We start from the raw sequence: 19251 nt of genomic DNA, 5'->3' as shown, positions 1-19251 counted from the left end.
GGGCGGCGGCGGGCGTGGAGGGCCGTAGTGTTGGAACCAGAAGAAGGCCAGCAGGTGGGCGAGTACGATCGCGATCAGCAAGACGCCGAACAGGCGGCCGAACAGCGTATCGAAGCGCCCACGCATCAGCCTATGTCCCGGGCGTCGAACAGGTAGCCTTCGCCACGCACGGTCTTGATCAGTTGCGGTGATTTCGGATCCTCGCCGAGCTTCTGCCGCAGGCGCGACACCAGCAAGTCGATGCTGCGATCGAAGGCCTCGATGGAGCGCCCGCGGGCGGCATCCAGCAATTGCTCGCGGCTCAGCACTCGGCGTGGACGTTCGAGGAATACCCAGAGCAGGCGGAATTCGGCGTTGGACAGCGGCACCACCAGGCCATCGGCGGATATCAGCTGGCGCAGGACGCTGTTCAGGCGCCAGTTGTCGAAGCGGATGCTGCTCCGCTGCTCGCTGCGGTCGTCGCGTACCCGGCGCAGGATGGTCTGGATCCGCGCCACCAGTTCCCGGGGTTCGAAGGGCTTGGCCATGTAGTCGTCGGCCCCCAGTTCCAGGCCGATGATGCGGTCGGTGGGTTCGCAGCGGGCGGTGAGCATCAGGATCGGGATGTCCGATTCGTTACGTAGCCAGCGGCACAGGGACAACCCGTCTTCACCCGGGAGCATGAGGTCGAGCACCACCACGTCGAAATGCTCGGTTTGCAAGGCCTGGCGCATTGCGGCGCCATCGGTGACGCCACTGGCGTGGATGTTGAAGCGTGCCAAGTAGCCGATCAGCAGTTCGCGGATCGGTACGTCGTCATCGACGATCAAGGCCCGGGTATTCCAGCGCTTGTCGTCGCCATTGAGCGGGGCTTTGCTGTCGTCGCTGAAGGGGGCTGGGGTGTTGTGCATGGGCGATCATCTGCCAGGTAGGCTGTCGTTGCCGGGCGGCGACGGCGAGGTTATGGCTTCAGCATAGGCGTCCGGCCCGGAGGCTGGAAGTGCTGTTCGAATGTGTTGCGGCAGGCGAGGGTAGCGGCGGGGGATGTTGCCGACGTGTCGTCAGTGTATCGGGATTGATACACAGGTCGGCCTGATCGTCGGCCCGGCGCCTTGTCGCGGACGAATTAGCGCACAGCGGGTCCCGGAGCGACGCGGCTTGCGCTACAATCCGCGCCGATTTCGACTTGCCTGAGAGCCTTTTCATGTCCGCCTGCCAGACACCTATCATCGTCGCCCTGGATTTCCCCACCCGTGACGCCGCACTGAAACTGGCCGATCAACTGGACCCGAAACTGTGCCGGGTCAAGGTCGGCAAGGAGCTGTTCACCAGCTGCGCCGCCGAGATTGTCGGCACCCTGCGCGACAAGGGTTTCGAAGTGTTCCTGGACCTGAAGTTCCACGACATCCCCAACACCACCGCGATGGCCGTCAAGGCTGCTGCGCAAATGGGCGTCTGGATGGTCAACGTCCACTGCTCCGGCGGCCTGCGCATGATGGCCGCTTGCCGTGAGGAGCTGGACAAGCGCAGTGGCCCGCAGCCGCTGCTGATCGGCGTCACCGTGCTCACCAGCATGGAGCGCGAGGACCTGGCTGGCATCGGCCTGGACATCGAGCCCCAGGAACAGGTGTTGCGCCTGGCCGCCCTGGCGCAGAAGGCCGGCATGGATGGCCTGGTGTGCTCGGCCCTGGAAGCCCAGGCGCTCAAGAGCGCCCACCCGTCCCTGCAACTGGTGACTCCGGGGATTCGCCCTGCGGGCAGCGCCCAGGACGACCAGCGGCGGATCCTCACTCCGCGCCAGGCCCTGGATGCCGGTTCCGATTACCTGGTCATCGGCCGTCCCATCAGCCAGGCAGCCGATCCGGCCAAGGCCCTGGCCGACGTCGTGGCCGAACTGGCCCTGTGACACCCACGGGAGCCGGCGTGCCGGCTCCCGCAGCTTGACCCTGGGCTCAGACCTTGAGCACCAGCTTGCCGAAGTTCTCGCCGCTGAACAGCTTCGCCAGGGTTTCCGGGAAGGTTTCCAGGCCCTCGACGATGTCCTCCTTGCTCTTGAGCTGCCCCTTGGCCATCCAGCCGGCCATCTCCTGCCCGGCGGCGGCGAACTGCGCCGCATGGTCCATCACCACGAAGCCTTCCATGCGCGCCCGGTTGACCAGCAGCGACAGGTAGTTTGCCGGCCCTTTGACCGCTTCCTTGTTGTTGTACTGGCTGATGGCGCCGCAGATCACCACCCGGGCCTTGAGGTTCAGGCGAGTGAGCACGGCATCGAGGATCTGGCCGCCGACATTGTCGAAATACACGTCGACCCCCTTGGGGCATTCGCGCTTGAGGCCGGCCTGGACGTCTTCGCTCTTGTAGTCGATGGCCCCGTCGAAGCCCAGTTCCTCGACGAGGAAGCGGCACTTGTCCTGGCCGCCGGCGATGCCTATCACCCGGCAGCCCTTGAGCTTGGCGATCTGCCCGGCAATGCTGCCCACCGCGCCGGCGGCCCCGGACAGCACCACGGTTTCCCCGGCCTTGGGCGCACCGACCTGCAGAAGGGCGAAGTAGGCGGTCATGCCGGTCATTCCCAGTACCGACAGGTAGCGTGGCAGTGGCGCCAGCCGTGGGTCGATCTTGTAGAAACCACGGGGTTCGCCAACGAAGTAGTCCTGTACCCCCAGGGCGCCATTGACGTAGTCGCCGACGGCGAAATCCGGGTGCTTGGAGGCGGTCACCTGGCCCACGCCGAGGGCCCGCATCACCTCGCCGATCCCCACTGGTGGGATGTAGGACTTGCCTTCGTTCATCCAGCCACGCATGGCCGGGTCCAGGGACAGGTACTGGTTCCGCACCTGGATCTGGCCGGTGCCGGGCTCGGTCACGGCCACTTGCTGGTAGGTGAAGGTATCGCGGCTGGCCGCGCCAACGGGACGCTTGGAGAGCAGGAACTGGCGGTTGGTCAGGCTGGTCATGGCAGGTCCTCGAGAATTGGATGAAACCCTAGTTGATAGACCCTCGGGCCGGCAGCCGCAAGGCGTGCCTGCCCGGCGAATGAGCCACGATCCAGGGGCGTGATAAATGGCCCGGGGCCTTCATCACCGGGATGCATGGAGTGGCAAACGGATGCCTGATAGTGCTGCCGCGGCGTCTGTGCTCTATGGCTAGATGGGCCAGGGTATTGGGCCCGTACTGGATTGAGGAGCTTTGCATGAGCATGACGTTTTCCGGCCAGGTGGCCCTGGTGACCGGCGCGGCCAACGGGATCGGCCGGGCCACCGCCCAGGCGTTCGCCGCCCAAGGGTTGAAGGTGGTGGTGGCGGACCTGGATGCGGCCGGCGGCGAAGGCACCGTGGCGCTGATCCGCGAAGCCGGTGGCGAAGCGCTGTTCGTGTCCTGCAACGTCACTCGCGAGGCCGATGTCCAGCAGCTCATGGCCCGCACCATCGAGGCTTACGGTCGCCTGGACTACGCCTTCAACAATGCCGGGATCGAGATCGAGAAGGGCCGTCTGGCCGAGGGCTCGCTGGACGAGTTCGACGCCATCATGGGGGTCAACGTCAAGGGTGTGTGGTTGTGCATGAAGTACCAGCTGCCGCTGCTGCTGGCCCAGGGCGGCGGGGCCATCGTCAACACCGCGTCGGTGGCGGGCCTGGGGGCCGCGCCGAAGATGAGCATCTACGCCGCTTCCAAGCACGCGGTGATCGGCCTGACCAAGTCGGCGGCCATCGAGTACGCCAAGAAGAAGATCCGGGTCAACGCGGTGTGCCCGGCGGTGATCGACACCGACATGTTCCGCCGGGCCTACGAGGCAGACCCGAAGAAGGCCGAGTTCGCCGCGGCCATGCACCCGGTGGGGCGCATTGGCAAGGTCGAGGAAATCGCCAGCGCCGTGCTCTACCTGTGCAGCGATGGCGCCGCCTTCACCACCGGCCATGCACTGGCCGTCGACGGTGGCGCCACGGCCATCTGATCGATATCGCCGCCCTGGCGACCAAGGCGCCGGGGCGATGATGGAATCGACCTCCAGCGTCCTGAAAACGACCTCTAGCGTGGTTTTTGCCACTATTGCGACACCAGAGGCTTGTGCGTCGGTGCACGCCGTTGCCACCCTTCGAAAAAAACCATGGCCTTGCAGCCATTGGGGACTTGAGGGGAGTTCGCAGCATGACGACGGCCGCAAGTGGACGCTTTGCCAACCTGGGCATGGCCAGGAAGTTGGGGGTGGGCTTCGCCCTGGTGTTGCTGTTGACGGCCCTGGTGGCCGGCATCGGCCTCTGGTCCCTGCAAACCGTCAGCCAGCGCTTCGAGGGCCTCAAGCGCATGTCGCAGCTCAACAGTGGCGTGCTCAAGGTCCGGCTGCTGGAGCAGGGGTATGCGCTGCACGGTGACAACCAGAGCGTCGATAGCCTGCGCGAGAACCTGGATGCGCTGCTGGCCCTGGCCCGCCAACTCGAAGAGCCGGGCAACCCGGCGACCATGGGCCAGGTCGACGGGATGCTGGCGGACTATCGCCAGGCTTTCGATGGATTCGTCGAGCTGACCCAGGCCAAGGACCTGGCGCTGGAGATGGCCAGTTGGTCGGTATCCAGCGTGGCCAACAACCTCGACGTACTGCAAGCCGGCCTGGCGGACGACGGCGCCTATGGCTTGAAAGAGTCCCAGGGCAAGGAGGGCGCCGAGTTCATCGAGCAGGCCAACCAGATCAGCCAGGTCTCGCGCTTGATGCTGCAAGCCATGAACGAGGCCCGGGTGCGCCTGGACCAGAACCGCAAGGGCGGCGACCAGGAGGCGGCCGGGCAGGGCAAGATCGAACAGGCCGAGCAGGCCCTGGCCCTGGTGGAGCAGCTGAAGGCCAGCGTCAAGGATGCCGGTTACCAGACGGTCCTCAACGAGGTCTCGGGGCACATCGGCAATTTCAGCGAGAAACTCAACGAGTACACCGACCTGCTGGTTCAGGAACAGCAGGTCTACCAGCGGTTGCACGAGCGGGCCGCCCAGGTGATGCAGCAGGTCGACCAGGCCTATGCCGCCCAGGACCAGGCGATGCAGGAGGAGCTTGCGAAGAACTCGTTGCTGATCCTCGGTTCCTCGGCCCTGGCGCTATTGGCCGGGTTGCTGGCGGCGCTGGGTATCACCCGGTTGATCGTCCGGCCGCTGCGCAGTGTGATGCAGGTGGCCCAGCAGATTGCCGCCGGTGATCTCAGTGCCACGGTGAGCGTGACCCGGCGCGACGAGATCGGTCAGTTGATGCAAGCCATGCAGCAGATGGGCGGCGGCTTGAGCGGTATCGTCAGCGGCCTGCAATCCGGGATCGAGCGCCTGGCCAGCTCGGCACAATCGCTGTCGGCGGTGACTGAGCAGACCAACCTCGAAGTCAGCACCCAGAAAGAAGAGACCGAGCAGGTGGCCACTGCCATGAACCAGATGACCGCCACGGTTCACGATGTGGCGCGCAATGCCGAGGAGGCGGCCCTGGCGGCCCAGGCGGCGGACGACAAGGTCGAGAGCGGCCAGCAGGTGGTGCGCCAGAGCATGCAGCGGATCGAGCAACTGGCCGACTCCGCGAACCAGGCCAGCAGCGGCATCCAGAGCCTGAGCGCGGAAATCGACAACATCGGCAGCGTGCTGGATGTGATCAAGAGCGTGGCCGAGCAGACCAACTTGCTGGCCCTGAATGCCGCCATCGAAGCGGCCAGGGCCGGTGAGCAGGGGCGTGGGTTCGCGGTGGTGGCCGACGAAGTCCGGGCGCTGGCCAAGCGGACCCAGCAGTCCACCGAGGAAATCACCCGCCTGGTGGCGACCCTGCACGCCGCGGCCGATGCTTCGGTGCGACAGATCCAGGGCAGTGGGGAGTTGGTCAAGCAGGCGGTCAGCGATGCGTTGCAGACCGAGAGCGCCCTGGGCAGCATCGCTGCGGCGGTGTCCCTGATCCAGCAGATGAACCAGCAGATCGCCGCGGCCGCCGAGCAGCAGAGTTCGGTGGCCGAAGAGATCAACCGCAGCGTGACCAGCATTCGCGCCAGTGCCGATCAGTCTTCGCAGGCGATGCAGGGCAGCGCGGCCTCGAGCATCGAGCTGGCGCAATTGGGGAGCGAGTTGAAATCCATGGTGGGGCATTTCCGCCTGTAGCGGCGGGGAGGGCGGTGTCGCGCTGCGCAGGTACCCGGCGCGGGGCCGGGCACCTGCGGTCGATCAGTCGTAGATGACCTTCTTCTTCCAGTCGGCGTCGGCTTCCACTTCCTTCAGGCCCTGGGTCAACTCGTTGACCTCATCCTCGGCTGGCTCCAGGGTCGACAGCACCATGGCGTTGGCGCGGGCCAGGAGCTTGTCCAGGTACTCCAGCTGCTCGCTGTAGGCCTTGGGCTCCGGCTGCTTGCGCAGGTACTGCACGCCGCGTTCGAAGGCCAGGCGGGCCTGGCCGGGCTGGTTCTGCTGCAGTGCGTATTGCCCCAGGTTGTTGAAGAACTCGATGTGCAGCAGGACCAGGATATGGCGGATCTCCTTGATCCAGCGCTTGGCTTCGTTGGGCTGCAGGAAACCGTCGTGGGCGGCGCGGGTCACTTGGCCGTGCATGGCCTCCAGCAGAAAGCGCACGTCCTTGGCCTTGGCTTCGGTCTGGATCGGCGAGGGCGGGTTGTTCACCGGAATCGATTCGCCCTGGCCCACCAGGGTGTTGAGCTCGGCCAGGCGGGCCTTGAGCTTGGCGTCGGATTTGTCGAGGTTGAGCATGCGCTGCACGACGTTGAGTTCCAGGCGAGTCAGCAGCAGCTTGAGGCCTGGCGACATGAACTGGCCGGGGAAGGTTTCGGTGATTTCGCCGCAGCGGCGCAGGCGGTCATTGAGTTCGACCTTGGTGCGGGCCTTTTCCAGTTTGTTGTTTTCCACCACATGGTTCATGTAGCCAATGGCGATCAATAGTGCGATCCCGGCTATTACCAGCAGGGTGATCATGAGTGGTGTCACCGTTAAAACCTCGTTATAGGATTTCGCGTGCGAGTGTAGTGGCTTGGCATTTGGGCGCATAGCGCCGCTCGACGAGCCGGGATGGATTGTGCGTGCGCCTTCTACTTCTATCAGGCATAGCAGGGCAGGGCCGGAGGTGGCCACTGGGTTCAAATTGATATCGCCGGCTGCGAGGACTATAACGCCTTGGCGGGTGACAGAATATAGGCGTCAAAGCCCGGACGGCATAAAAGCCTGTGGCGACCTGAAAACAGCCTCGAAGTCATTGATTTAAATAAAGTTATATCTGGGGGTTGACGACCTTCCAAAGCATCCATAGAATGCGCGCCACTTTCAGCGGAAAGCAAAGCGCGAAACGCTGAAGGGAGTGAATGTTGTAGCGTGTCCCCTTCGTCTAGTGGCCTAGGACACCGCCCTTTCACGGCGGTAACAGGGGTTCGAGTCCCCTAGGGGACGCCAATTGCGGGAATAGCTCAGTTGGTAGAGCACGACCTTGCCAAGGTCGGGGTCGCGAGTTCGAGTCTCGTTTCCCGCTCCAATTTTAAACGGTCTGGCCTTCGGGCGAGGCTGAGTGAAACCAGAATCCAAGTCTTCGGATGCGGTTCTGGAGTCCGAAACACACACCATGTGTTGCGGGTAGCGTGTCCCCTTCGTCTAGTGGCCTAGGACACCGCCCTTTCACGGCGGTAACAGGGGTTCGAGTCCCCTAGGGGACGCCATTTGCGGGAATAGCTCAGTTGGTAGAGCACGACCTTGCCAAGGTCGGGGTCGCGAGTTCGAGTCTCGTTTCCCGCTCCAAATTCACAAAAACGCCGCTCATTCGAGCGGCGTTTTTGTTTGCGTTTCATAAAAGTCTCTTCACTACGTTGGTTTATCGCGTGCCCTTGTCCGGGGGGCTCCAGCGGCCTGCAATCATGTCGGAAAATGATATTTGATTGATCGAATATGATATTGAATCCAATGGCGCCGGGACCTAGTTTCTCCATCGAAAGCAACTTGCCCCTACCTATAAGAATAAAGGTATGCGTCGATGACCCCCGGATCGCCTTCTGCCACCACCATCGAAAGCCGTGGTGTCGACACTGTCCCGGTCGGTGAAAGAAACTACCGCCCCTGGCATGTATTCACGGTCTTGTACGGCAGCAACCTGACCTACAGCGTCATCATCTTCGGCTCCTTTCCCATCCTGTTCGGCCTGAGTTGGTGGGCTTCGGTCGCTTCCATCCTTTGCGGCTGCCTGATCGGTTCCCTGCTGCTGGCGCCCATGAGCCTGTTCGGCCCGCGCACCGGCACCAACAACGCGGTGTCCAGTGGCGCGCATTTCGGTGTCGCCGGACGTTTCATCGGCACCTGCCTGGCCTTGTTCTCGGCCCTGGGTTTCATCGCCATCACCATCTGGACCAGCGGCGATGCCCTGGCGGCGGGTTTCGGCAGAATGATGGGGATCACTCCCGGGCCATTGCACCAGGCCGCCTGCTACGCCCTCATCGCGATCGTGGTGATAGTGGTGGCGGTACGCGGTTTTCATCTGTTGGTGCGTATCCAGGAGCGCCTGATGATGCCGTTGATGAGCGCGGTGCTGTTGCTCGGCTTGCTGGCATTCGGCGAGGGTTTCGATGCCGGTTACGCCGGCGGGGAATATGCCCTGGGCGATTTCTGGCGGACCTGGATCAGCAGCATGCTGATCAATGCCTCGGTGGTGCTGTCCTATGGCGTCTTCGTCGGTGACTGGACGCGCTATATCGATCCCCAGCGCCACTCCTGCCCGAGCATCATGGCCTGCACCTTTTTCGGCGGCGTCCTGGGCATGGGCGGGCCCATGCTCTGGGGTGCCTTCGTCTGCGTCAGCTTCGCCGGCGAGGCGGCCAACTTCATCCCGGCGCTGATCTCCCATTCACCCTCCTGGTATGTCGCCGGCCTGGTGCTGCTGGGCCTGGTCGCCGGCATCGCCCAGGCGACGGTCGGCCTCTACGGCACCGGGCTGGACACCTCGTCGTTGATCCCGCGCCTGAATCGCCAGCAAGCCACGCTGGGAATCGCGATGGTCGCCGTGGCGCTGGTCTACCTGGGGGTGTTTGCCTGGAGTGCGGTCAGCGTGGTCAATGCCTTCCTGGTCTTGCTGCTGGTGATCACCGCGCCCTGGATCCTGATCATGACCATCGGCTATGCCCAGCGGCGTGGCCACTACCACTGCGATGACCTGCAGGTCTTCACCCGGGCACAGACCGGCGGGCGCTACTGGTATGTCCGCGGCATCAATTGGCGGGCCACGGCTGCCTGGCTGGCCGCCGCGCTACTGGGCCTGGCCTTCTGCGCGGCACCGCCGCTGTATACCGGGCCCTGGGCCCACCTGGCTGGAGGCCTGGACCTGAGCTTCGTCGTGGCTTTCGTCTGCGGCGGCCTGCTGTTCTATCTGTCGCTGCTGCTCTATCCCGAGCCGGCCTATGTCTTCGGGCCTTCGGGCCCCGGGCTGGGCACCCGGGAGGCGGCGGGGGCGGCGCCCCGTGAAATCCACTTGCACTGACTTTCCTTCCTTCGTCTGTCCAGGAGTATCCCGACCATGGCTTCAGGTCCCGCTGTTTTCGCAGATAGTTGCGTCATCGTCACCGGAGGTGCCCAGGGCATGGGCGCGGAACATGCGGCCGAGTTGCTGCGGCGCGGAGCCCGGGTGGCGATTTTCGATATCGATGAAACCGCGCTGGGGCAGGCTAGGGTGCAACTCGCCGGCCTCGGACCGTTGCTGGCACTGAAGGTCGACATGAGCGATCGCCCAGCGGTGGAGGCGGCGGTGGCCCGTACCGCACAGCTGTTCGGCGGGATCGACGCCCTGGTCTCCAACGCTGGCACCGTGCACGCCCAGCAGGGCCTGCTCGACACCGACGATGCCGACTGGGACCGGACCATGGCGGTACATGTGGGTGGGGCCCGGAACCTGTGCCGGGCGGCGCTGCCCTGGTTGGAACAGAGCCGCCACCCACGGATCGTCATCATCTCCTCGATGTGGGCCCAGCGCGGTCCGGGCTTCGGCCATGCCTACTGCGCAGCCAAGGGCGCGTTGCTGGGCTTGGCGCGCAACCTGGCAGTGGAACTGGGGCCCAAGGGCATCCTGGTCAATACCGTGGCCCCGGGGAGCGTGGCCACGCGGATGGCCGCCGACTACGGCCCCGACGCGATCGCCGAGGATTGCAAGAGCATCCCCCTGGGACGCTGGGGCGATGCCTGGGAAATCACCCGGCTGGTGTGTTTCCTGGCATCCGCCGAAGCCGCCTACCTGACCGGCCAGACCATCGCCATCAACGGCGGCCAGATCATCGCGGGGTATTGACGCCATGGCTCCACAAGCATGCGGTACGACGGTGGCCACGGCCCTGGGGGCACGGCGGGTGCTGGGGCGCACGGGGCTGCGGGTATCGCCGGTGGCCCTGGGCACGATGCAGTTCGGCTGGACCGCCAGTGACGTGCAATCGATGCGGATCCTCGACGCCTACCGCGCAGCGGGCGGCAACCTGATCGATACCGCCAACATGTATGGCGGTGACCAGAGCACCGAGCAGTTCGCTGCCAACCGGGCCCATGTCGGCATGAGCGAAGACATCATCGGCCGCTGGTTGCAAACCCGGGGCGGGCGCGATGACCTGGTGCTGACCACCAAGGTGCGGGCGCGCATGTGGGAGGGGGCCGACGGCGAAGGATTGACCCGGGCCCACATCATGCGTGCAGTGGAGGACAGCCTGCGGCGCCTGCGTACCGAGTGCATCGATGTGTTGTATGCCCATTGGCCCGATCCCCAGGCCCATCCCGAGGAGTGGCTGGAGGCCTTCGGCGACTTGCTCACACCGCTGCTGGACCTGGCCCGGCGCGGCAGCGGGTATCCGGCGATCCAGGTGGAGCAACCACGTTTCAACCTGCTCAACCGTGGCGAGTACGAACCGGCACTGCAACGCATCGCCCTGGACCATGGGCTGGGCATTGTCACCTACTCCAGCCTGGCCAGCGGTTTTCTGGCCGGGGCGGTGCCGCTGCGCCAGGCACCTTGCGGATCGCGGGCGCGCTTCCTGGCGCAGTACTGCGTGGAGGAGGGCTGGCAACTGCTCGAGGCCCTGCAGCAGATCGCCCGGGACCTGCAGGTCCCGGTGGCCGCCGTGGCCCTGGCCTGGACCCAGGCGCAGCCGGGCGTCACCTCGACCCTCATCGGTCCGGACCGGCTCGAGCAACTGGCCGAGGCCTCCTGGTCGCCTGCCATCCGCCTGGACCAGGAGCAACTGGCCTGCCTGGACCGCCTGTCCTGGCGGCTGTCCCGGCCCGAATTCGTGCAGTGGTGAACGGCCGCCGGAGTACCGGCCCCGACACCCTGTCTCCATCGATATTTTCTTGAGGACCCTCATATGTCCGGATCACTCCCCGATCTGCCGCGCTTTCCCTGGCCCCATGGCAAGCAGGCCGCCGTGGCCTGGAGCTTCGACGTCGACGCCGAAGCCGCGATCCTGAGCAACGATCCCGTGGCCCGGTATCGCCTGGCGATGATGACCCACCAGATGTTCGGGCCCGAGGTCGGGGTGCCGCGGATTCTCGATGTCCTGCGGCGTTATGGCTTGCGCAGCACTTTCTTCATCCCCGGCTATACCGCCGAGCGTTATCCCGATATGGTGCGCGCCATCGTCGATGGCGGGCACGAGATCGGCCACCACGGCTACCTGCATGAGCCTTTGCGGGACATGAGCGCGCAACAGGAAGCGGATGTACTCGATCGCGGCCTGGAGGCCCTGGAGCGGGTCGCCGGGATGCGTCCCCGGGCCTTTCGCGCACCCTTGGGTGAAATGTCCTTCCTCACGCCGCCATTGCTGGCCGATCGCGGTTTTCACTACGACAGCTCGCTGATGGACAGCGACGCTCCGTACCTGCTGGATGTCGGCGATGGCAGCGGGCGGACCCTGGTGGAATTGCCGTTCCACTGGTCCAGCGACGATTGGGAGCAATACAACTGGATTCCCGGTTTCGACGATGGCCGCCCCATCGAGACTCCGCGCAAGGTACACGAGCTGTGGTGGACGGAGATCGAGGCCCAGGTGCGTTATGGCGGCCTGTTCAACCTGGTCAACCATCCCTTCGTCAGCGGACGTGCGTCGCGCATCCACGCCATGGAGCAGATGATCGAGCGCCTGTTGGACGACGAGCGCATCTGGTTCGCTTCGCTGGGGGACATCGCCGAGCATGTCCGCTCGCTGGAGCTGGCGCCACGGGTGCATGCGCCTTACCACTGGCCTTATTGAATGACGCTTATGGGGCTAGCCTGCTGTGAGCACAGGTTGCCGGGAGGAGAGCAGGAACATGGTGCGCTTGATCGCCACGCAGGAAACCAATCGTATCGCCGCCAACTTCCTGCGGCATCTGCGTCGCTGCCTGCGGGACTTTGCCCCGCCGTTCGACTTGTCGGCGGCGCTGCACCAGGTGGGTGTCGACGCCAAGGCCGTGCTGGCCGGCGACGAACACGGCCTGAGTTTCCGGCAGTACTACCAGTTGCTCGAGCAAATCCCCGAGACCATGGCCGAGCAGGGCTTCTACCTGCGCCTGGGAGCGCTCTACGACATCACCGATATCGGCCTCTTGGGGTATGCCTGCCTGAGTGCGGAAAACCTGCGCAAGTCCTGGGACCTGACCTTCGGCAGCACGCCGTTGCTGCCCCATCCGCTGAACGGCACCAGGCAGGTGTGCGACGGGCGGGTCGAGGTGATACTCGATTCGCCCCTGCACCCGAGCAATATCCGGGGCTTGCAGGAGGAATGGCTGGCCTCCACCTGGCACTGGATCTGCCAGCGCCTGCCCGCAGTCAGCGGCAGTCGGGAGCTGCGCCTTGAACTGGATTACCCGGCGCCGGCCTACAAGGCGCTCTATGGCGAGATCTTTCCTGGGCGGATCGAGTTTTCCCGGCCCTGCACCCGATTGTCGTTTCCCGAAGCCTGGTACGAATTGCCGTTTCCGGCGGCCAACCCCTCTACGTCGCGCCTGTGTCATGAACAATGCCTGCTGGTCATGGCCCAGCTCGATGGCAACAAGAGCGATCTGATCGATGAGGTGCGGCGTCGCTTGCTGATGAATCCCCAGCGCGAGTTTCCCAGCCTCGAGGCCATGGCCGAACGGTTCAGGATGACCCCGGTGACTTTCTACCGGCACCTGGCCAGGGCCGGAGTCAATTACCGCACGGTGGTCCTCGAGGTGCGCATGGGGCTGGCCAGGGAGTACCTGGAGAAGACTCGTATTCCCTTGCAGGAAGTTAGTTACACCCTGGGTTATGACTATCCGCCGAACTTCTACCGAGCGTTCAAGAAGTGGTTCGGCATGACTGCCCAGGAGTGTCGTTTCGGCCTGGAACAAGTCGCTCGGTGATCAACTTGCCGGTTGCCGCCTAACAGGCTGTTGAAAAACGTAGGCGAGGCAGCCAGCGCAAGGCAAAAACAGGCGAAAAAGCGCAGTTTACATGGGGTAAATGAGCATTTTGAGCCTGTTTTTAACGCAGCGATGGCAACGCAGTTAGTTTTTCAACGGCCTGCTAATGATATTCGAATGCCGGAAGATGATATTGAGGGCACGTTGGGGTTGATGGATCTTGTTCGCTAGATATCCCTGGCGAAGGTGTTCACATGAACAGCAAGAAGAACAACAACTTCAAGTCGAGCCACACCGGGCATGGCACCGCAAAATCCGACACGGTATTCATCAACGGCAGCATCTACACCGTCGATGAACGACAACCCTGGGCCGAGGCGGTGGCGATAAAGGACGGGGTCTTCGTCGCGGTAGGCAGCAATGCCCAGATCCAGGCGCATGTCGATGAACACACCCGGGTGGTGGACCTGGAAGGTGCGTTCGCCATGCCGGGTATCTATGACATGCATACCCACCCCGACCTGGCCCTGGCGCCAGGCTACTCGGGCTACCTGGAGGTCGGCCTGGACAGCCCCACGCCGCAAGACATCGAGGCCAGCATCCTCAAGTACGCCAGCGAGCATCCGGGCGACGGCTGGATCTACGGGCAATACTTCGTCCACTTCGAGTTTCGCAAGGCCGGGATCGAGCCTGGCCGTGCCTGGCTGGACCGGATCATCGCCGATCGCCCGGTGGCGATCCTCGACCGCTCCTGGGGTTCGATCATGGTCAACTCCAAGGCCCTGGAGCTGGCCGGCATCGATGCGCAGACCAAGGACCCGGCCAACGGCTACATCGTCCGCGACTCGGTGACCGGCGAGCCCAGCGGCATCCTGGTGGACGGTGGCTACGCCATGATCCATGCGGCGATGCCGCCCACCCCGATGCACGCCCTGGTCCGCGCCTATGGCGAAGGCGTGCAGTACCAGACCGGTCGCGGGGTGGTCGGGACCAAGTACGTACACGTCTGCGAGCATCGCCTCAATGCCCTCAAGGCCCTGGACGATGCCGGGGACCTGACGCTGCGGGTCGAGGCGGCGATCAGTTGGCAAGACGATATCTTCCCGGTCAGGCGGCGTTGGGAGTTGCTCGCCGGCGAGCGGCACTTCTATCGCAGTGCCCGCTTGAATGCCGGCGCGGTGAAGTTCCACTTCGACGGCACCCACGAGACCCAGTCCTCGTATTTCGCCACGCCCTACAGCGGCGCCGGGCAGTGGCGCGGCAGCCTGAACCTGACCCCGGAGCACATCACCGACCTGGTGGTGGACCTGGACCGCCAGGGCATCCGCGTGATCGCCCACTGCACCGGCGATGCGGCGTCGGATATTTTCCTCGACGCGGTGGCCGAGGCCCGGCGGCGCAATGGGCCCGACGGCGTACGCCATCACTGTGCGCATTCATCGGTACTGCTGAACGAGAACCTGCCGCGTTTCAAGGAGCTGCAGGTCACCGCCGACTTCTCCCCGGTAGCCTGGTATCCCTATCCGTTCTCCATGGCCCGGGCCCAAGCCAATGGCGAGGAGCGCTCCCAGCGCCTGTTCAACTTCAAGGGCGTGCTCGAGGCCGGCGGGGTGGCGGTGATGGGCACCGACTGGCCGGTATCCAACATCAACCCGTGGATCGGCTTCGAGACCATGATCACCCGCCAGAACCCCTGGGATCAGAGCGACGAGCGTTACTACGGCAGCCCCATTTCCCTGGAGCAGGCGATCCGCGTGATGACCATCAACGGCGCCTGGTGCATGGAGCTTGAGCATCGTTGCGGCAGCATCGAGGTGGGCAAGTCGGCGGACCTGATCGTGCTCGACCGCAACCTGTTCGAGCTCGAGCCCCGGGGCAATATCCACAACACCCAGGTCGAGCTCACCGTCCTGGAAGGCAGCGTGGTCTGGGATCGGCATAATCGTTTCGGCGGCACGTCCTGGCAGGCGCGCTGGCGCAAGGACCTGCCGCGGTTCTACGACAAGATGTAGCTGGTTGCGGGTGTGCCAGTCATTCGCGCGCTGAGCGCTCTGAACTTTCAAGGGTGAGAAAACAATGTCATCGATACTTCCAACCATTCATGTGAGTGTCATCTCCGGCTTTCTCGGCTCCGGAAAAACCACTTTGTTGAACCGTATCCTCAATGGCGACCATGGATTGAAGATCGCCGTCATGGTCAATGATTTCGGTGAGATAAACATCGATGCCGGTTTGATCGTCAGTGCCACGCAAAACATCACCAGCCTGGCCAATGGCTGTATTTGCTGCACGGTGGAAAGCGATCTCATCGAGCAACTCGAGAAGTTGTGCAGCATGGTCGAGGGGCGGCCCGAGCATATCCTGATCGAAACCAGTGGCGTCTCCGATCCCGGGCGGGTGGTGCACACCTTGAGGTACCCGCAGTTTCGCCAGCGGCTGGCCCTGGACACCGTGGTGGTACTGCTCGATGCCGAACGCCAGGGCGAACTGCCGCAGGAAGTCAGGCCCCTGGCCCAGGAACAACTGGCTGCCGCCGACATCGTGGTGATCAACAAGGTCGACCTGGTGAGCCCCGAGCGCCTGCAGGCGCTCAAGCACCAGTGGCTGTTTCCCCGGGCCAAGGTCCATGAGGCGGTGTTTGCCGACATCCCCCTGCCGTTCATTTTCGATATCCGTCCCAATCGCCTGGTGCCGCTTGCCCGCCATGACGGCCAGCCGGCCTCCCGTCGGCACGACCAGTTGTTCAGCAGCTTCAGCTGGCAGAGTGCGGCGCCCTTGTCCCTGCAAGAGCTGCGCAAGGTCCTGGGGGAGTTTGCGGAGCATGTCTATCGCGCCAAGGGTTTTGTCCAGCTGGAGGACTATCCCGGGCAGCGCTTCATCCTGCACCTGGTGGGCTCGCGCCTGGATATCCAGCCCGCTGGGGCCTGGCCGGAGCAAGACGCGCCGGGCAGCCATTTGGTGGTGATCGGGTCCAGGCAACTGGATGCCGATGCATTGCGCGCTTGCCTTGAGCGTTGCGTCGGCCGCCGGGCATTGGCGGCCGTCAGCTAGCATGGCGGTCCGGGCGGCTCAGAGCGAGAGCAGCAAGCGCCCGGCGAACAGCAGCAGGACCAGGCCCATGCCGCGTTCGAACCAGTGTCCCAGGCGCATGAACAGCGAGCGCACCCGGGCGCTGGAAAAGAACAGCGCGACGATGACGAACCACACTCCGTTCACCAGGCACATCCAGGCGCCATACAGCGCCTGGATAGCCAAGGGCGTGGTGGCGCTGACCAGGGTGGTGAAGATCGCCAGGAAGAACAGGGTCGCCTTGGGATTGGTGGCGTTGGTCAGGAAACCGGTGACGAAGGCCCGGGCCGCCGTCGGTTGCGGCCCCTGGTCGGGCGAGTCGCCGGGCAGGGCGGACTTGGCCTTGCTGCGTAGCAGGCTGATGCCCAGGTACAGGATGTAGGCGGCGCCCAGCAGCTTGGCGCCGCCCAGCAGCCAGGGCGTGGCGTGCATCAGGGCCCCGACCCCCAGCAAGGTATAGAGCACGTGGACCGAGATGCCGGCGCCGATCCCCAGGGCGGTGCAGGTGCCGACCAGCCGGCCGAAGCGCACGCTCTGGCGGATGGTGACGGCGAAGTCCGGCCCGGGAGCGAGCACGGCGAGAAAGTGAACCAGCGCCAGGGTGGCGAATTCACCCAGATAGGTGGACAACATGGAGACTCCGCAAAGCAGGTGGGCGAGCGAGGGCAGGTTCAGGCCAGGTCGTAGCTGACCGAGAGCACGCCCTTTTTTTCCGTTACCGATTCAATTCGTACCTGGCCCAGTTCTCGCAGCCGAGACACGTGGGTACCACCGCAACCGAAGGTGGGCAGCGGGCCGAAGCCGACCTGGCGCATGCCGTCCTGCAGCTCGATGCGGCGTTGCAAGTCCGCGCTTATCCATTGCTCGATGGCGTTGTGCACCAGGTCGGCATCGATGGCCTGGGCTGCCGGCCCCGGCTTGAACGACACCCGGCCTTCGCCCGGCCAGTGGTGGGCCTTGACCGGTATCCAGCCCTGGCTCTGGCCGAAGTGGCCGATCAGGTGCCCGGCCGAGTGCATGCGGCTGTTGAACAGGCGTTGGTCCGGGTCCACCCGGGCGATGAAAGAGCCGGGCTCCAGGGGCTGGGACAGGTGGTGCAGGATCTGTTCACCCTCCTGCAGCACCCGCAATACCCGGGCCTCGCCAATCCAGCCGGTGTCGCTGGGTTGGCCGCCGCCCTGGGGGTGGAAGGGCGTGGCGTCGAGGGTGGCGATGAACGAGTCGTCCACCCTGGTGCAGTCCAGGACTTGCACCGGGACATTCAGTTCATCGTCTTGGAAATACAGGCGCAGCGTCATGGTCGAGACCTTGCAAGTGAGTGTTTTTTTATTATGTGGCGGCCTCGATTGCGTGATAATCCGTTCGGAACTCAATGGACTATTGCGTCATGAGCATAAATCTACCCCTGCCTTTGCTGGCCGAAATGGCCATTTTCGTCCGCGTGGTGGAGACCGGCAGCTTCTCCGAGGCCGCGCGCCAGCTGGGTTCTTCGCCTTCGGCGGTGAGTCGCAGCGTTTCGCGCCTGGAGAAGGCCCTGGCCACCCGCTTGCTGCAACGCACCACCCGCAAGCTGCGCTTGAGCGACGGTGGCGAGGAAGTGTTCAAGCGTTGCTGCGAGATGGTCAGCGCGGCGCGTTCGGTGATGGAGATCAGCGGCCAGTTCACCCACGAGGCCCAGGGCGTGGTGCGGGTCAGCGTGCCCAAGGCGGTGGGGCGTTTCGTGGTGCACCCGCATATGCCCGAGTTCCTGCGGCGTTACCCGAAGGTGGATGTGGAGTTGCTGCACGAAGACCGGGACGTCGACCTGATCGACGATCATGTCGACCTGGCGATCCGCATCACCGACCGGCCGCCGCCAGGGTTGATCGGCCGCCAGTTGCTGCGCATCGATCATCTGCTGTGTGCCACGCCGCAGTACCTGGCGGAGCACGGTACGCCGGTCCATCCCCAGGACCTGCGCCAGCACAGTTGCATCTACTTGGGCGAGACGCCCAGCGACGCGCGCTGGAAGTTCACCCAGGGCAGCAAGGCGGTCACCGTGGCGGTGCGTGGGCGCTATGCCGCCAACCACACCGGCGTACGCCTGGATGCGGTGCTGCAGCACCTGGGGATCGGCAGCCTGCCGTACTTCACCGCGCGCCATGCCCTGGAGCAGGGCTTGATCGTGCAGGTGCTGCCGGAGTGGACCTTCTTGGCCTCCTACCATGGCGGCGCCTGGCTGCTGCACTCGCCGACCCGCTACCTGCCGCCCAAGTTGCGGGTGTTCATCGATTACCTGGTGGAGTGCCTGGCCAAGGAGCCGACCCTGGGCCGGCCGGGCAGGGCGCCCTAGTCGCCGGCAAACGGCGCCCATGAAAAAGGCCCGCCGGTGCAACCGTGCGGGCCTTGGTGACGCCAGGCGTGTCGATCAGTGCTTGCTGTCCTGGTCGGAGAGCGCCAACAGCTGTTTTTCCTGGTTCCAGTCGAAGGGCTCGTCGTTCTGCTCGGCCTCGTAGCGCCGTTCCTCGAGGGCCTGGAACAGGTCGATTTCCTCGTCGGGCATGTAGTGCAGGCAGTCGCCGGCGAAGTACCACAGCAGGTCGCGCGGCACCAGGTGGGCGATCTGTGGGTAGCGTTGCATGATCTGGCACAGCAGGTCCTGGCCCAGGTACTGGCTTTCGATCGGATCGATTGGCAGCGAGGCGCGCAGTTCATCGAAGCGCTCCAGGAACAGCGCGTGGCTTTCTTCGGGAACCTGTTCGGCTTCTCCCACGGCCACCAGGATGCTGCGCAGGTGGTCCAGCAGGACGAGATGATCGGCGACGGCGTTGGACATGACAGGGTCCTCAAGAGCAAAACGGGCGCGGGAGTATATAGCCCCCACGCCCGGTT

17 protein-coding genes, 4 tRNA genes and 2 pseudogenes are annotated in these 19251 nt (G+C 64.4%); 16 read left to right on the top strand and 7 right to left on the bottom strand.

The window, feature by feature from the left end:
* Both AC3WK8_RS29050 and AC3WK8_RS29045 read right to left on the bottom strand, forming a co-directional pair.
* Positions 1-126 (bottom strand): annotated as a pseudogene (locus tag AC3WK8_RS29050) (two-component sensor histidine kinase); the annotation flags it as partial.
* On the bottom strand, positions 126-890 hold the full coding sequence (locus tag AC3WK8_RS29045) for a response regulator (RefSeq protein WP_103327166.1): 765 nt from the start codon (positions 888-890) through the stop codon (positions 126-128). The gene AC3WK8_RS29045 and the pseudogene AC3WK8_RS29050, both read right to left, overlap by 1 nt.
* A gap of 293 nt (positions 891-1183) precedes the next feature.
* Between AC3WK8_RS29045 and pyrF the strand changes: the two genes are divergently transcribed.
* Entirely contained in the window at positions 1184-1885 is a 702-nt protein-coding gene (gene pyrF, locus AC3WK8_RS29040; protein ID WP_058434025.1) for an orotidine-5'-phosphate decarboxylase, read from the top strand.
* 46 nt (positions 1886-1931) lie between these two features.
* Here the strand turns inward: pyrF and AC3WK8_RS29035 are convergent, their stop codons facing one another.
* Positions 1932-2936, bottom strand: coding sequence for an NADP-dependent oxidoreductase (locus tag AC3WK8_RS29035; protein WP_103327162.1), 1005 nt, complete (start codon positions 2934-2936; stop codon positions 1932-1934).
* Positions 2937-3172: 236 nt separating this feature from the next.
* Between AC3WK8_RS29035 and AC3WK8_RS29030 the strand changes: the two genes are divergently transcribed.
* From AC3WK8_RS29030 to AC3WK8_RS29020, 3 genes and pseudogenes are all read left to right on the top strand, one after another.
* Complete coding sequence (locus tag AC3WK8_RS29030) at positions 3173-3934, top strand: SDR family oxidoreductase (RefSeq protein ID WP_053134969.1); 762 nt, start codon at positions 3173-3175, stop codon at positions 3932-3934.
* A 194-nt stretch (positions 3935-4128) separates the two neighbouring features.
* A pseudogene (locus AC3WK8_RS29025) lies at positions 4129-5232 on the top strand (HAMP domain-containing protein); the annotation flags it as partial.
* On the top strand, positions 5212-6093 hold the full coding sequence (locus AC3WK8_RS29020; protein ID WP_371916604.1) for a methyl-accepting chemotaxis protein: 882 nt from the start codon (positions 5212-5214) through the stop codon (positions 6091-6093). The pseudogene AC3WK8_RS29025 and the gene AC3WK8_RS29020, both read left to right, overlap by 21 nt.
* Positions 6094-6156: 63 nt before the next feature.
* Here AC3WK8_RS29020 and AC3WK8_RS29015 read toward each other — a convergent pair whose 3' ends face one another.
* Complete coding sequence (locus AC3WK8_RS29015) at positions 6157-6915, bottom strand: hypothetical protein (protein ID WP_022643141.1); 759 nt, start codon at positions 6913-6915, stop codon at positions 6157-6159.
* Positions 6916-7310: 395 nt separating this feature from the next.
* Between AC3WK8_RS29015 and AC3WK8_RS29010 the strand changes: the two genes are divergently transcribed.
* From AC3WK8_RS29010 to AC3WK8_RS28960, 11 genes are all read left to right on the top strand, one after another.
* A tRNA-Glu gene (locus AC3WK8_RS29010) sits at positions 7311-7386 on the top strand.
* Between the two features lie 3 nt (positions 7387-7389).
* Positions 7390-7465: transfer RNA gene (locus AC3WK8_RS29005), tRNA-Gly, on the top strand.
* Positions 7466-7570: 105 nt separating this feature from the next.
* A tRNA-Glu gene (locus AC3WK8_RS29000) sits at positions 7571-7646 on the top strand.
* A gap of 3 nt (positions 7647-7649) precedes the next feature.
* A tRNA-Gly gene (locus AC3WK8_RS28995) sits at positions 7650-7725 on the top strand.
* Positions 7726-7957: 232 nt separating this feature from the next.
* A complete protein-coding gene (locus tag AC3WK8_RS28990; protein WP_103326517.1) occupies positions 7958-9451 on the top strand; it encodes a purine-cytosine permease family protein in 1494 nt (497 codons plus the stop codon).
* Between the two features lie 36 nt (positions 9452-9487).
* The gene (locus tag AC3WK8_RS28985; protein ID WP_103326516.1) at positions 9488-10252 is read left to right on the top strand and encodes an SDR family NAD(P)-dependent oxidoreductase; all 765 of its coding nucleotides are present in this window, start codon (positions 9488-9490) and stop codon (positions 10250-10252) included.
* Positions 10253-10256: 4 nt separating this feature from the next.
* Positions 10257-11249, top strand: coding sequence for an aldo/keto reductase (locus AC3WK8_RS28980; protein WP_103326515.1), 993 nt, complete (start codon positions 10257-10259; stop codon positions 11247-11249).
* Between the two features lie 63 nt (positions 11250-11312).
* Positions 11313-12197 carry a polysaccharide deacetylase family protein gene (locus AC3WK8_RS28975; protein WP_085597214.1) on the top strand — a complete coding sequence of 295 codons (885 nt, stop codon included), beginning with the start codon at positions 11313-11315 and terminating at the stop codon, positions 12195-12197.
* 58 nt (positions 12198-12255) lie between these two features.
* Positions 12256-13311: an AraC family transcriptional regulator gene (locus tag AC3WK8_RS28970; RefSeq protein WP_085597213.1), complete on the top strand. Its 1056-nt coding sequence runs from the start codon at positions 12256-12258 to the stop codon at positions 13309-13311.
* Between the two features lie 254 nt (positions 13312-13565).
* Positions 13566-15323, top strand: a complete 1758-nt coding sequence (locus tag AC3WK8_RS28965; protein WP_103326514.1) for an amidohydrolase — start codon at positions 13566-13568, stop codon at positions 15321-15323.
* 64 nt (positions 15324-15387) lie between these two features.
* Positions 15388-16362 (top strand): CobW family GTP-binding protein, encoded by a 975-nt coding sequence (locus AC3WK8_RS28960; RefSeq protein ID WP_085597211.1) that lies wholly within the window; start codon positions 15388-15390, stop codon positions 16360-16362.
* Positions 16363-16380: 18 nt separating this feature from the next.
* Here AC3WK8_RS28960 and AC3WK8_RS28955 read toward each other — a convergent pair whose 3' ends face one another.
* Positions 16381-17013, bottom strand: a complete 633-nt coding sequence (locus AC3WK8_RS28955) for a LysE family translocator (RefSeq protein WP_103326513.1) — start codon at positions 17011-17013, stop codon at positions 16381-16383.
* A gap of 38 nt (positions 17014-17051) precedes the next feature.
* On the bottom strand, positions 17052-17678 hold the full coding sequence (locus tag AC3WK8_RS28950; RefSeq protein WP_085597209.1) for an alanyl-tRNA editing protein: 627 nt from the start codon (positions 17676-17678) through the stop codon (positions 17052-17054).
* Positions 17679-17767: 89 nt separating this feature from the next.
* Between AC3WK8_RS28950 and AC3WK8_RS28945 the strand changes: the two genes are divergently transcribed.
* Complete coding sequence (locus tag AC3WK8_RS28945) at positions 17768-18712, top strand: LysR family transcriptional regulator (RefSeq protein ID WP_031321230.1); 945 nt, start codon at positions 17768-17770, stop codon at positions 18710-18712.
* 75 nt (positions 18713-18787) lie between these two features.
* Here AC3WK8_RS28945 and AC3WK8_RS28940 read toward each other — a convergent pair whose 3' ends face one another.
* Positions 18788-19195: a PA2817 family protein gene (locus tag AC3WK8_RS28940; RefSeq protein ID WP_053135767.1), complete on the bottom strand. Its 408-nt coding sequence runs from the start codon at positions 19193-19195 to the stop codon at positions 18788-18790.
* Between the last annotated feature and the right edge of the window lie 56 nt (positions 19196-19251).

It is taken from the genome of Pseudomonas sp. FW507-12TSA, from assembly GCF_058781435.1.
This window is presented reverse-complemented; position numbering and strand designations above follow the sequence as displayed.

Bases quoted from the DNA above. Each gene is read 5' to 3' on its own strand.
- AC3WK8_RS29030 (WP_053134969.1), top strand. From the start codon at position 3,173: ATGAGCATGACGTTTTCCGGCCAGGTGGCCCTGGTGACCGGCGCGGCC.
- AC3WK8_RS28990 (WP_103326517.1), top strand. From the start codon at position 7,958: ATGACCCCCGGATCGCCTTCTGCCACCACCATCGAAAGCCGTGGTGTC.
- AC3WK8_RS29020 (WP_371916604.1), top strand. From the start codon at position 5,212: ATGCAAGCCATGCAGCAGATGGGCGGCGGCTTGAGCGGTATCGTCAGC.
- AC3WK8_RS29035 (WP_103327162.1), bottom strand. From the start codon at position 2,936: ATGACCAGCCTGACCAACCGCCAGTTCCTGCTCTCCAAGCGTCCCGTT.
- AC3WK8_RS29015 (WP_022643141.1), bottom strand. From the start codon at position 6,915: ATGATCACCCTGCTGGTAATAGCCGGGATCGCACTATTGATCGCCATT.
- AC3WK8_RS28955 (WP_103326513.1), bottom strand. From the start codon at position 17,013: ATGTTGTCCACCTATCTGGGTGAATTCGCCACCCTGGCGCTGGTTCAC.
- AC3WK8_RS28945 (WP_031321230.1), top strand. From the start codon at position 17,768: ATGAGCATAAATCTACCCCTGCCTTTGCTGGCCGAAATGGCCATTTTC.
- AC3WK8_RS28950 (WP_085597209.1), bottom strand. From the start codon at position 17,678: ATGACGCTGCGCCTGTATTTCCAAGACGATGAACTGAATGTCCCGGTG.
- AC3WK8_RS28940 (WP_053135767.1), bottom strand. From the start codon at position 19,195: ATGTCCAACGCCGTCGCCGATCATCTCGTCCTGCTGGACCACCTGCGC.
- AC3WK8_RS28960 (WP_085597211.1), top strand. From the start codon at position 15,388: ATGTCATCGATACTTCCAACCATTCATGTGAGTGTCATCTCCGGCTTT.
- AC3WK8_RS28980 (WP_103326515.1), top strand. From the start codon at position 10,257: ATGGCTCCACAAGCATGCGGTACGACGGTGGCCACGGCCCTGGGGGCA.
- AC3WK8_RS28975 (WP_085597214.1), top strand. From the start codon at position 11,313: ATGTCCGGATCACTCCCCGATCTGCCGCGCTTTCCCTGGCCCCATGGC.
- AC3WK8_RS28985 (WP_103326516.1), top strand. From the start codon at position 9,488: ATGGCTTCAGGTCCCGCTGTTTTCGCAGATAGTTGCGTCATCGTCACC.
- pyrF (WP_058434025.1), top strand. From the start codon at position 1,184: ATGTCCGCCTGCCAGACACCTATCATCGTCGCCCTGGATTTCCCCACC.
- AC3WK8_RS28970 (WP_085597213.1), top strand. From the start codon at position 12,256: ATGGTGCGCTTGATCGCCACGCAGGAAACCAATCGTATCGCCGCCAAC.
- AC3WK8_RS28965 (WP_103326514.1), top strand. From the start codon at position 13,566: ATGAACAGCAAGAAGAACAACAACTTCAAGTCGAGCCACACCGGGCAT.
- AC3WK8_RS29045 (WP_103327166.1), bottom strand. From the start codon at position 890: ATGCACAACACCCCAGCCCCCTTCAGCGACGACAGCAAAGCCCCGCTC.